Origin of the sequence: Paradevosia shaoguanensis, from assembly GCF_016801025.1 — a bacterium.
Classification (GTDB): domain Bacteria; phylum Pseudomonadota; class Alphaproteobacteria; order Rhizobiales; family Devosiaceae; genus Paradevosia; species Paradevosia shaoguanensis.
This window is the reverse complement of record NZ_CP068983.1, coordinates 727,847-740,316: the sequence shown is the minus strand read 5'-3', so window position 1 is coordinate 740,316 and position 12,470 is coordinate 727,847. Positions and strand designations below refer to the sequence as shown.

General features: G+C 64.8%; 10 protein-coding genes. All 10 read left to right on the top strand.

Features of this window, described 5'->3' with window-relative positions; all coding sequences use genetic code 11:
• The first annotated feature begins 93 nt into the window (after nt 1-93).
• The 10 genes from JNE37_RS03445 to JNE37_RS03400 all read left to right on the top strand — a co-directional run bounded on the left by JNE37_RS03445 (nt 94) and on the right by JNE37_RS03400 (nt 12,416).
• Nucleotides 94-1,743: an ABC transporter substrate-binding protein gene (locus JNE37_RS03445; RefSeq protein ID WP_203065311.1), complete on the top strand. Its 1,650-nt coding sequence runs from the start codon at nt 94-96 to the stop codon at nt 1,741-1,743.
• A gap of 54 nt (nt 1,744-1,797) precedes the next feature.
• Nucleotides 1,798-2,784 carry an ABC transporter permease gene (locus JNE37_RS03440; protein WP_203065310.1) on the top strand — a complete coding sequence of 329 codons (987 nt, stop codon included), beginning with the start codon at nt 1,798-1,800 and terminating at the stop codon, nt 2,782-2,784.
• A complete protein-coding gene (locus tag JNE37_RS03435; RefSeq protein ID WP_081899540.1) occupies nt 2,784-3,710 on the top strand; it encodes an ABC transporter permease in 927 nt (308 codons plus the stop codon). The genes JNE37_RS03440 and JNE37_RS03435 overlap by 1 nt, the downstream gene beginning before the upstream one ends.
• On the top strand, nt 3,703-5,343 hold the full coding sequence (locus tag JNE37_RS03430; RefSeq protein WP_203065309.1) for a dipeptide ABC transporter ATP-binding protein: 1,641 nt from the start codon (nt 3,703-3,705) through the stop codon (nt 5,341-5,343). Before JNE37_RS03435 ends, JNE37_RS03430 begins: the two co-directional genes overlap by 8 nt.
• A 3-nt stretch (nt 5,344-5,346) precedes the next feature.
• Nucleotides 5,347-6,420, top strand: coding sequence for a sugar phosphate isomerase/epimerase family protein (locus JNE37_RS03425; protein ID WP_156046325.1), 1,074 nt, complete (start codon nt 5,347-5,349; stop codon nt 6,418-6,420).
• A 4-nt stretch (nt 6,421-6,424) separates the two neighbouring features.
• A complete protein-coding gene (locus JNE37_RS03420; protein ID WP_203065308.1) occupies nt 6,425-7,246 on the top strand; it encodes a PIG-L deacetylase family protein in 822 nt (273 codons plus the stop codon).
• Between the two features lie 405 nt (nt 7,247-7,651).
• A complete protein-coding gene (locus JNE37_RS03415) occupies nt 7,652-9,079 on the top strand; it encodes an extracellular solute-binding protein (protein WP_035089907.1) in 1,428 nt (475 codons plus the stop codon).
• Between the two features lie 168 nt (nt 9,080-9,247).
• On the top strand, nt 9,248-10,087 hold the full coding sequence (locus JNE37_RS03410) for a carbohydrate ABC transporter permease (RefSeq protein WP_052015140.1): 840 nt from the start codon (nt 9,248-9,250) through the stop codon (nt 10,085-10,087).
• Nucleotides 10,088-10,089: 2 nt separating this feature from the next.
• Nucleotides 10,090-10,977 (top strand): carbohydrate ABC transporter permease, encoded by an 888-nt coding sequence (locus tag JNE37_RS03405; RefSeq protein WP_203065307.1) that lies wholly within the window; start codon nt 10,090-10,092, stop codon nt 10,975-10,977.
• A complete protein-coding gene (locus JNE37_RS03400) occupies nt 10,974-12,416 on the top strand; it encodes an amidohydrolase family protein (protein WP_203065306.1) in 1,443 nt (480 codons plus the stop codon). Before JNE37_RS03405 ends, JNE37_RS03400 begins: the two co-directional genes overlap by 4 nt.
• Nucleotides 12,417-12,470: the final 54 nt, after the last annotated feature.

Genomic DNA, 12,470 nt, shown 5'->3' with positions numbered 1-12,470 from the left:
AAACGAGTCCCGGAGGACAACATGCATAAGGCGAGTTACAGCACAAGACGCCGGAAGGGGAGTTCCGGCGCGTTGCAAGGATTTAGGGCGGGTTTGTTCGCCACGGTGATGGGGGCCGCGCTCGCGGTCGGTCCGATGGTCGTCCAGCCGGCGCTGGCCGAGGTGCCGGTGGATCAACTGGTCCGCATCGTGGCCGAGGGCGGCAGCAGCTTCACGCGCACCTTCAACCCGTTCTCGCCCACCACCCGCTGGGTTAGCCTGCGCACCATCTACGAACCGCTGATGATCCAGAACTACGCGACGGGCAAGCTCGATCCGTGGCTGGGCACCGAGTACAAGTGGTCCGATGACGCGCTCACCCTCACGGTGACGCTGCGCAACGACGTCAAATGGTCCGATGGCCAGCCCTTCTCGGCCGACGACGTCGCCTTCACCTTCAATCTCATGCACGACAATCCCGGCCTCATCGGCCCGGCTGCCGGCGCATTCGACCAATACCTCAAGTCCGTCGAGGCCGTGGACCCGACCACCGTCAAGTTCACCTTCAACACCGCCTATACGCCCGGCCTCTTCTCGCTGGTCGACCAGTTCATCGTCCCCCAGCACGTCTGGAAGGACGTCAAGGACCCGGTGACCTTCGAGAACCCGGATCCGGTCGGCACCGGCCCCTTCACCACCATCGATGCCTTCGGCACCGATCGCTACCAGGTCACGCAGAACCCCAATTACTGGCAACCCCTCAAGATCCAGGGCGTCTTCGTCCAGGGCTTTAACGGCAACGACCAGGTGAGCGCCGCCGTCCTCGCTGGCAATATCGATTGGGGTGGTCTCGTGCCCGACCCTGACACCACCTTCGTGCCGCTCGATCCCGAGCATTTCGGCTATTGGTGGCCCCGCACCTCAGTCGTGCAGCTCCAGGCCAACACCACCGATCCCAACCTCGGCGACGTCAACGTCCGCAAGGCCATCAGCATGGCGCTCGATCGCCAGCGCATGATCAATACCGGCGTCTGGGGCAAGTCCGTGCCCGCCAACGCCACCGGCCTGCCCGAAGCGCCGTTCAAGGATTGGCTCGATGCCAAGGTCATCGCCGATGGCCAGGGCTGGGTCACCATGGATCCGGATGCGGCCAACAAGCTCCTCGACGATTCCGGCTACGCCAAGGGTGCCGACGGTATCCGCGTCGGCAAGGACGGCAAGCCCCTCAAGTACGATATCATCGTGCCCTCGGGCTGGAACGACTGGGTTTCCGCCTCCCAGATCGTGGCCGAAAACCTCAAGGATGTCGGCATCGACGTAACCCTGCGCACCACCACCGCCGATAGCTGGACGAACTCGACCTTCACCGGCCAGTTCCAGCTCTCGCTCGGCACCGCGCAGCGCACCGCCACCCCGTTCGAGTTCTACCGCAACAACATGGCGACGACTTCGGTCAAGCCGGTCGGCACGGCCTCGCCCAACAACCAGCAGCGCTATGGCGACCCCAAGGTCGATGAGCTGCTGGCCAAGTTCGCGGCCTCCACCGATCCTGCCGCGCAGAAGGCGATCATCGCCGAGCTTGAAGGCATGTTCTCGGCCGCCGCGCCGGCCATCCCGCTCTACGAGCAGCCCGATTGGGGTCTCTACAACACCCGTCGGTTCACGGGTTTCCCCAACGAGAAGGACCCGTATGCGCCGCTCAGCCTGCAGATGACCAATGGTCCGCTGCTCGTCTGGCCGCATCTCGAACGCCGCCCCGAATAGTCACGGCTCAAGGGCTCCCGTCGCCGGACGGGAGCCTCCCTGGGGAGGGAACCCATGTATTATGTGCTCAAGCGGCTGGCATTCTATCTGCTGGCGGCCTTCGTCGCGATCACCGTGAATTTCTTCATTCCGCGTCTGACGCCGGGCGATCCGGCCTCCACGATCGTGGCCACCTATTCGACCTCGATGAACGAGGAATCGCTGCGCGCGCTCAAGATGGCCTACGGCCTCACCGATGAGCCGCTGATCCAGCAATACTTCACCTATCTCGGCAACATCTTCAAAGGCGATTTCGGCCGCTCGCTCTCGCAATTTCCCGCGCCCGTGCTCTCGGTCATCGGTGCCGGCTTCGGCTGGTCCGCCCTCCTGGGTCTTACTGCCGTCGCGCTGAGCTTCGTCATCGGCTCCACTCTTGGTGCGCTCGCGGCCTGGCGTCGTGGCGGCTTCTTCGATCGCGTGGCGCCGCCGGTCCTGCTGTTCCTCGGCTCCTTCCCCTATTTCTTCCTCGCGCTCCTGCTCTTCTATCTCTTCTGCTTCAAGCTCGGCTGGTTCCCGATGGGCAATGCCTATTCGAGCGTCAACCCGCCACCCTTCACCCTTTCCGGCATCGGTGATGTGCTGTTCCACCTCATCATGCCCGCCTTCACCATCGTCCTGGTCTCGCTCGGTCCCTGGACGCTCAACATGCGCAATTCCATGATCGGCGTGCTGAGCGAGGACTACCTGACCCTTGCCGAGGCCAAAGGCCTCAAGCCCCGCCGCGTGCTCTTCGATCACGCCGTGCGCACCGCGCTCCTGCCCAACATCACGGCGCTGGGCGCAGCCATCGGCGGCGTCTTCTCGGGCCAGTTGCTCACCGAGATCGTCTTCACTTATCCCGGCCTGGGCTACGCCCTGATGCGCGCCGTGAGCGCGGTGGATTACCCGCTCATGCAGGCGCTCTTCCTCATCATCACCCTGTCCGTGCTCGCCGCCAATTTCCTCGTCGACACGCTCTACGTGCTGCTCGATCCGCGCGTCCGTACCGGAGGGGAAGCGTAATGGCCCTTGTCGATACCTTCGGCGCCCGCGCGCGCCGCCAGCTCCTCGGTTCCGTGCCGGTCGCCATCGGCGTCGTCATCCTCGGTGCCCTCATCATCGTCTGCGCTCTCGCCCGCTGGCTTGCGCCCTACAACCCCACCCGCGCCGTCGGCGGCATCAACGAGCCACCATCGCTCGCCCACCTCTTCGGCACGACAGGGCAGGGGCAGGATGTCCTCAGCCAGTTCCTCTATGGCGGCCAGAACACGCTCTGGGTCGCCTTCGCCATCGCGGTGCTCACCACGCTGATCGCCTTGGTCGTCGCTCTCACCAGCGCCTATTTCCGCGGCTGGGTCGATGACACGCTGACCCTCGTGTCCAACGTCTTCCTCGTCATCCCCGGCCTGCCGCTGGTCGTGGTGCTGGCGGCCTTCCTGCCCCCGGGCTCCTTCACCATCATCATCGTGCTCACGCTTACCGGCTGGGCGTTCGGCGCGCGCCTCTTCCGCTCCCAGGCGCTTACCCTGCGCGAACGCGAATTCATCGCCGCGGCCGAAGATGTCGGCGAAAGCCGCTGGCGCATCGTGGCGGTCGAGCTCCTGCCCAATATGGGCTCGGTCGTCGCCGCCTATTTCGTCAACCAGGTCATCTTCGCCATCACCGCCCAGGCTTCGCTCGAATTCCTCGGCCTCGGCAATGGCGGGCAGGTGACCTGGGGCACCATGCTCTTCTGGGCGCAGAATACCTCCGCCCTCATTCGCGGCGCCTGGTGGACCTTTGTCGTGCCCGGCATGGCGATCGCCCTGACCGCCTTCTCCCTGGCCCTCATAAACAACGCCGTCGACGAACTCGGCAATCCGCGCCTGCGCGCCGATCGCCTGCTGCGTCGTGCCGGCTTCCGCAAGCCCAGTGCCTCCCTGATGACCCCGGTGAAGCGCAATGACTGATCTTCCCGCGCTCGAAATCTCGCGTCTCTCGGTCGGCTATGCCGGCGAAAACGGCATCATCCCCGCCGTCGAGGATGTCTCGCTCTCCATTGCCCCGGGCGAATTCGTCGGCCTGGCCGGCGAGTCCGGCTGCGGCAAGTCGACCATCGCCCAGTCCATCCTGCGCCTGCTGCGCGCGCCCGGCGTCATCACCGGCGGCGCCATCAGGATCAGCGGCAACGACATGCTCGCGCTGGACGATGACAAGGTCCGCAACCTGCGCTGGAACACGGCCTCCATCGTTCTCCAGAACTCGCTGACCTCGCTCAATCCCGTCAAGCGCATCGGCTGGCAGCTTCAGGAAGTGCTCGATCGCGCCAAGGGCATCGAAACCGCCCGGCGCACGCCTGCCGAACTGCTCGAAATGGTCGACATCGATCCGGCCCGCCTGCGCGCCTTCCCGCACGAGCTTTCGGGTGGCCAGCGTCAGCGCGTCGTCATCGCCATGGCCCTTGCCCTGCGCCCGGCGCTCGTCATTCTCGACGAGCCCACCACGGCGCTCGACGTCATCGTGCAGCAGGAGATCTTCGTCACCATCAAGGCCCTGCAGAGGCGCATGGGGTTTGCCGTCCTCCTCATCACCCACGACCTGCCGCTCCTCTTCGAGGTGGCCGATCGGATCGCCGTGATGAAGGACGGCAAGATCGTCGAAAGCGCCTCCATCGCCGATTTTCTGGCCCACCCCAGGCACCCCTATTCGCGCATGCTGATGGGCGCGACGCCCCGCCTCGACCTTTCCACCATCGAACCAGCTCCCACCCCCGCACCGGCCGCCAAGCCGGTGCTGGAGATCGACCATCTCACCAAGGCCTACGGCGCTCATCCATGGTCCCGTGCCGCCGCCCTGACCGCCGTCAACGAGGTCTCGCTCCGCGTTGCGCCCAGGGAAATCGTGGCCATCGTCGGCGCCTCGGGCAGCGGCAAGTCGACGCTCGGCCGCATGGTCACCGGCCTCCTGCAGCCGACTTCCGGCCAGATCCTCGTCGATGGCCAGACGCCGATCCCGGTGTCGCGCCGCCGCAAGGGCCAGCCGCGCTCCGCCCAGATGGTTTTCCAGGACGTCTACGGCTCGCTCAACCCGCTGCACACCATCGGTCATCACATCCGCCGCGCTGTCGCCTCCGCGCCCAACGGTATCAAGGCTGGCGATATCGAAAAGCGCGTCGCCGAACTCCTCACCGAAGTCGGCCTCACGCCCCCCGCCAGCTACCTCGACCGCCGACCCCACGAACTCTCTGGCGGCCAGCGCCAGCGCGTCGGGCTCGCCCGTGCGCTCGCTGCCTCCCCGAAGCTGCTGGTCGCCGACGAGCCCGTCTCAATGCTCGACGTCTCGATCCGCCGCGACATCCTCGCGCTCATCGCGCGCCTGCGTGACGAGCAGGGCGTGGCCGTCCTCTACATCACCCATGACGTCATCAGCGCCGGCTACATCGCCGACCGGATCGTCGTCATGCATCGCGGGCAAATCGTGGAGCAGGGGCCCGCCAGGGCGGTGCTCGCCAACCCGCAGCACGACTACACCCGCCGCCTCATTGCCGCCGTGCCCGGAGGCCTCGCGCCCGCCAGCCCGGCCAGCCTCCAACCAGTGACCTGAACCATGACCAGTTTCCACGTCCCCGAAATCCGCGTCGGCATCGACGGCCGCAAGTTTCCGCGCGCTGCCGAGCTCGGCCCGATCCGGCTGCTCGAACGCTGCGCCGAACTTGGCCATGACGGCGTCTTCTTCCGCACCGTCCTCGACGTCTCGCGCACCCTCGATCGCGGCTTCCTTCGCGCCGTCAAGCAGCGTGCCGACGAGCTTGGCCTTTACCTCGAAATGGGCCTGGGCAAGGTCAATCCCTACAACACCCCCGAAGCGCCCGAAGTGCGCGATGTCGGCAAGGGCGATTACCTCCTCGGCATGACCCGCATGATCGAGGCGACGACCGAGATCGGCTGCACCGCGCTCTGGGGCGACACCGCCAATTACCAGCGGCACGATTGGGGGCTCCACGCCATCGACCGCTACCGCACCGACGTCACCTGGGCCGACCAGCTCGACGCCACGCGCAAATTCCTCCTCATGCTCGCCCCCGTCCTCAAGGACCACGACGCCGTCGTCGCCATCGAGACGCACGAGGAAATCACCACCACCGAGCTCGTCCGCCTCGTCGAGGCCGTCGGTCCTGACGTCGTCGGCGTCACCCTCGATCTCGCCAATGTCGTCGTCCGCGGCGAAGACCCCGTTGCCGCCACCCGGCGCGTCGCGCCCTACGTCCGTAAGACCCACATGCGCGATCTCATCCTCTTCGAGCGCCCCCTGGGCCTCGAACGCCAGATCCGCGCCATCGGCGACGGCCTAATCGACTTCAAGGCCGTGCTCTCGGCGCTGTTCGCGGCCGGGGTCAATCCCAATTTCACCATCGAGAATGTCTGGGGCTCGGACCGCAACCAGATCCCGCTCTTCGATCCTGACTGGCAGGCCCGCCAGCCCGATGCCGAACTGGGCGAAATCCTCGAACTCATCCGTCTCTCGCGCATCTTCGAGAGCGCCGTCCGTGCCGGCACCATGCCTGGTCCTGACGACTATTATTCCATCCAGGCCGATCTCCCCGAGCTGGAAGGTTTCATCGAGCGCAGCGCTCGGTCCCTCAAATCCGCGGCCGCAGCCCTCGCCGCCGCAAAGGAGTAACTTTATGAATTATCCGCTGAAAGTTCTTGTGGTCGAGGCGCATCCGGACGAGGCCGAAATGTATGCCGGCGGCACGGTGCGCCTGCTGGCCGACAAGGGTGTGGCCGTCAAGTTCATGTCGCTCACCAATGGCGACGCCGGCCACCACGTCATGGAACGCGGCCCGCTCAAGCGCCGGCGCGCCCATGAGGCCTATACTGCCGCCCGCCTCCTCGGCGTCCTCGACTACGAAATCCTCGACAACCATGACGGCGAGTTGATGCCCGACCTGGCCCTGCGCCAGAAGGTCATCTCCGCCATCTGCCGCTGGCAGGCCGATGTCGTCATCACCTTCCACGACGAATGCGATGGCCATCTCGACAACCGCGCCGCCGCCCGCGCCGTGCGCGAAGCCGTCGGCTTCTCGGGCAATGCCAATATCGTCGGCGACATCCCCGCCCTGGAGCGTGCGCCCATCTGCCTCAAGATGACCGACTACGGCTCCATCCAGGTCCACAAGCACGATGTGGTCGTCAGCAACGACGCCTCGATCGAAGCCAAGCTCAAGGCCTGCGCGGCCCACGCCACGCAGTTCCTCGAATACGCGCCCTATGAGCGTGGCTTCTTCGATGAAGCTTCCGCCGCCAAGGATTGGCCGGCCCAGCGCGCGCTGGTGCTCAAGCACTGGCCCGAATTCATGTACGCGCTCGATGAGATGCGTCCGGCTCTGCGCGCCCGCTATGGCGAGGCCAAGGGCAACGAGATCAAGTTCGCCGAAAGCTTCGACCTCGCCCCCTATGGCCGCAAGGTCACGGCCTCCGAGGTCTCCGAACTCTTCGGCCTCTAGTCCGGGTCGACTCCCAGGCCCGCCCTGGCGCCGCGGTTCCGAAAGGACCGCGGCGCTTCCTTTTTGTGCCTATTGGCGGAAAGGTGTATCAGAAATTTATTGCGTATGTATCCAATTAATGCGACCTTTGTGTTGCCGAGTGGCGCGTGGCGCCTCCTGCCGCTTTAGTGGGCAGAAAGGCGGAGAAAGCGGCACTAAGGGAGTGTCTCATCATCTCCGCCCGGGAACGATGATGGCGTTGGGAGCCTTGTTGGCTTCGGGCGTTGTCAGTTTCAAGCGACATTCGGTGTATCCAGTTTGAGTCTTTCCGGGAGAAAGATGATTCAGCTGTGGATACGGGACGTGTGTGAGGGGCGGCTCCTTGGGAGCAGAGCCAGACGTCAAACGGCATGCAAGGAGAGAGACATGGCCGCAAAAGACAATATGATGAAACAGGGAGTTTCCCGCCGCGCGGTGCTCGCCGGCATGGCGGGCACGGCCTTGGCGGGCGTTTTCGCCCCCGGCCTCATCGGTCGCGCCAGCGCCGCTGGAAACTACAAGCTCGATCTGGGCGGCTATGCCGGCCCGGAGCTGACCAGCGAACCGGTAACCCTGCGCTTCATGCGCCAGGATTTCACGCCTGACGTGAACGCCCTGCTCGAAGGCGCCTATGCCGAATTCACGGCCGCCTATCCCAACATCACCATCACCGAAGAGAAGGTGCCCTACGGCGACCTGCAGAAGAAGCTGCTGGTTTACGTCGCTTCCAACGACGCGCCCGACATCATGATGGGCCGCACCGACTTCGCCGATGCCTATCATGCCGGCAAGGTCGCCCTGCCGCTGCAGGATTACTTCTCGCCCGAATACATCGCCGACGTGCCGGACAACCTGCGCGCCGCGGCCTCCTCCGGTGGCAACCTCTACTGCGTGCCGTGGGAAACCAGCGTCATGCTGCTCTATTTCAACCGCGACCTCTTCGCCAAGGCCGGCGTTGCGACGCCGCCGGAAGTCGAAGGCCTCGAAGGCGGCTGGACCGATGAGGAACTCATCGCCAACCTCGAAAAGGTCAATGCCGGCCTCAAGGCGGCTGGCGACAACCAGTCCTGGGCTCTCGCTGCGGCCGGGCAGGGCAATGGTGGCCCCGGCGCCAATTACAGCCAGCTCGAAAGCATCTGGATCCGCTCGCAGGGCGATCCGAATGCCGCCAAGGATTCGTCGGCCTGGAAGACCCTCATGGGCATCAGCGACGATGGCCTCTCGGTCACCGGCTACATCGATACGCCCGAGGCCATCAAGGGCATGCAGTTCTACCAGAGCCTCTTCTCCAAGGGCCTGACCCCGCTTGGCCCGGTGCCGAACCAGTTCCCGGGCGGCCTCGCGGCCACCTATTTCGGCGGCCTCAACTTCACCAACCGCTTCCGCGTTCCGGGCCTTGAGCCCCCGTTCAAGTGGGGCGTGTCGCTGCCGCCCAAGGGCAACATCGTCTTCAACGGCAACGGTTCGGACTCGCCGCTCGTGTGGTCCAAGGCCAAGCACCCAGCCGAAGCCGTGGCGCTGCTCGCCTTCCTCTGCAACGACAAGAACCGCCTGGCCTTCCACAAGGCCTGGGGCTCGATGCCCTCGCGGACGTCGCTGCGTGAAGCCATGAGCGAGTTCGCCACCGAGCAGCCGTTCAAGATGGCCTCCGCTCTCTCGAACGCCTCCTACAGCGTGCCGCGCACGCCGGGCTATTTCGATTACTTCAACGCCATGAACCCGGCGGTGAAGGATATCGCGCTCGGCGCCGATCCGGCCAAGGTGCTCCCCGAGACGGCAGCCAAGATCGATCGGCTGCTGGCCAAGTACAAGTAAGCCGGACCAACCGGACAAAGCGGGGCGGGCGGCCCGGCCTTTCGGCCGCACTGCCCCGCAGTTTCAATCAGGAAATGCGGAGGGCATTCCATGCAAGCCATCGCGGCAAAGCCACCCCGGGAACGACGGTGGACCCGACAGAACAGCAACCCGCTCCTCGGAATGGGTATGATCCTGCCAGCGGTCGTGGCACTGGCCTTGTTCCAGTTCCTGCCGCTCATCACGGCGGTCACCAACAGCCTGCAATCGTTCAGCCCGTTCGATCAGTCCTCGACCGGCTGGGTCGCGTTCGACAATTACGCTGAGCTGCTGGCCGATCCCTCGTTCCGCTACGCCCTGCTCAACACCTTCCTCTACATCGTGCTGATGCTCGGGCTCACCATTCCGCTTGCCCTCGTGCTGGCCGTGCTGCTCGACAAGCGCCTGCCTGGCTCCACCTGGGCGCGCAATGCCATCATCGGCGCGCTGGCCGCCTCGGAAGCCGTCACGGCCCTCATCTGGAACCAGATGTACGAGCCCTCGAGCGGTCTCTTCAACGCCATCCTCCACGCCATGTCGCTGCCCACGCAGCCCTTCCTCACCAGCGGCAACCAGGCCCTGGTCAGCATCGTCGTCATGTCGGTGTGGAAGGATGTGGGCCTGCCCATGCTGATTTTCCTCGCCGGCCTCCAGGCCATTCCGCGTGAACTGCCGGAAGCCGCCGAGCTCGATGGCGCCACCGAGCGCCAGATCTTCTGGACCATCACCTTGCCCATGCTGCGCCCCAGCATCATCGTGGCGCTCTTTATGATGACCATCACGGCGACCCGTATCTTCACGCCGATCCTCATCATGACCCAGGGCGGCCCGCAGGGCTCGACCACCAATCTGGCGCTCTATTCCTACCTTCTGGGCTTCGAGTTCCAGTCGCCCGGCTCGGCCTCGGCCAGCGTGGTCTGCATGCTTCTCGTCCTGGCGCTCATCACCGCGGCCCAGGCCTTCCTTCTGCGCGACAGGGACGCGAAATAACCATGGCATCCATAGCGCTCCCTCAAGCCAAGACCACTGATCGCGCCGAGCGTCGCAACCTCTTCGCGCGGCATGGCGGCACCATCATCCTGCTCTTCGCCATCGGGCTCATCTTCGTGTTCCCGATCGCCTGGGCGGCCCTGTCCTCGCTGAAATCGACCAATGACATCATCACGGGCACGTTCCCGCTGTCCTGGTCGTCCTTCGTGCCCCTGCGCCCGACGCTCGAAAACTATTTCTACCTCTTCAACGAGCTCAATTTTCAGCGCAACCTCGTCAACACGCTGATCGCCGCCTGTGGCCAGGTCGGCATCGCCGTGGTGGCCTCCTCGCTCGCCGGCTACGCCTTTGCCCGCCTGCGCTTCCCCGGCCAGAACATCGTGTTCGCACTGCTGCTGATGACGGCCTTCATCCCCGTCGAAGCCATCATCGTCCCGCTCTACAAGATCATGCAGTGGCTGGGCCTGGTATCGACCTATCCGGCGCTCTTCCTGCCCTTCGCCTGCAACCCCTTCGGCATCTTCCTCATGCGGCAGGCCTTCCGCGATATTCCGCTCGAAATGGAAGAAGCCGCCAAGATGGATGGCGCCGGCCCGTTCCGTGTCTTCCTCACCATCGCGCTGCCGAACGTGAAGCCAACCCTCGCCACGCTTGTCCTCATCCAGTTCATCTGGTCGTGGAACGCCTATCTCTGGCCGCTCGTGGTCATGCAGGATCCCAACAAGCAGATCGCGCAGGTGGCTATCGCCAACCTCAAGTCGATCCCCAACTTCCCGATGGATGGTCCGCTCTTCGCCGCCGCGACTGCCGTGACCATCCCGCTGGTGATCCTCTCCATCGTGCTGCAGCGCTACTATGTCCGCGGCCTCGTGACTTCGGGAATGAAATGACCGTTACCCTGCTCAAGGCCAAATGGATCGTCGGCCATGAAGATGGCCGGCACGTCCTCTACGAGGATGGCGAAATCGCCATCTCGGGCGACAGCGTGATCCATGTCGGCGGCAAGTTCCCCGGCGCCGCCGCCAGGACCATCGACTACGGCAACGCCCTCATCGGCCCCGGCTTCATCGATCTCGACGCCGTCTCCGACCTCGATACCACCGTCCTTGGTTTCGACAACCAGCCGGCGGCGAAGAAGGGGCGCGTCTGGCCGCAATCCTATATGGATGCCGGTCCTGTCGAGATGTATTCGCGCGAAGAACTCGCCTTCCAGAAGAAGTACGCCTTCTCGCGCCTCATCCGCAGCGGCATCACCACTGCGCTTCCCATCGCTTCGCTCTTCTATCGCGAGTGGGGCGAAACGCTTGAGGAATTCTCCGACGCGGCCGATGCCGCCGAGGAACTGGGCCTGCGCGTCTATCTCGGACCCGCCTATCGCGCCGGCAACACCGTCGTCCACGACGATGGCCGTCTCGATTTCTATTTCGACGAAGCCCGCGGCCTTGCCGGCCTGCGCGATGCCGAAAAGTTCTGCGAGGATTTCGAGGGCAGGGCAGGCGGTCTCATCCGCACCATGCTCGCCCCCGATCGCATCGAGACCTGCACGCTAGAGCTCCTGCGCCAGTCCGCCGCGGCGGCCGAGCGGCTGGAGGTCCCGATCCGCCTCCATTGCTGCCAGTCCCGCTTCGAATACGATTCCGTGGTCAAGCTTCGCGGCAAGACCCCGCCCGAATGGCTGCGCGATCTCGGCTTCCTCTCCGAGCGCGCCCTGCTGCCGCACGGCACCTTCGTTTCCGGCAACGACCTCGAGATCATCCGAGACAGCGGCGCCACCATCGTCCATTGCCCGCTGGTCTCGGCCCGCCATGGCAACGCGCTGCGCTCGTTCCGCTCCTACCGCGAAATGGGCATCCGCATCGGCATGGGCACCGATACCTATCCGCCCGACATGCTGCTCAACATGCAGGTCGGCCTCATGGTCTGCCGCGTCGTCGAAGACTCGACCAGCGCCTGCCGCGCCGAGGACTATTACGACGCCGCGACCATTGCCGGCGCCGATGCCCTGGGCCGTCCCGATCTCGGCCGCCTCCAGGCAGGCTCCAAGGCAGACCTCATCGTCATCGACTTCGATGACCCCTTCCTCGGCCAGGCCATCGACCCCATTCAGACGCTGCTGCTCAACGCCACCGCGCACACCATACGCTCGGTGATGATCAACGGTCGCTTCGTGATGGAAGATGGCGTCATCCCCGGCATCGACGACCGCGCCTTCCGCCAGCGCGCCCAGCGCCAGTTCGATGGCCTCGTGGCCAAATACCCGATGCGTACGCTCGGCCACCCCCCGGTGAGCGAAATATTCTCCTCGAGCTACCGCCGAATTTCCTCCTGACGACCCTGAAACTGAAGGGCCCCGTTCAATCCGAACGGGGCCCTTTTCTTTTCC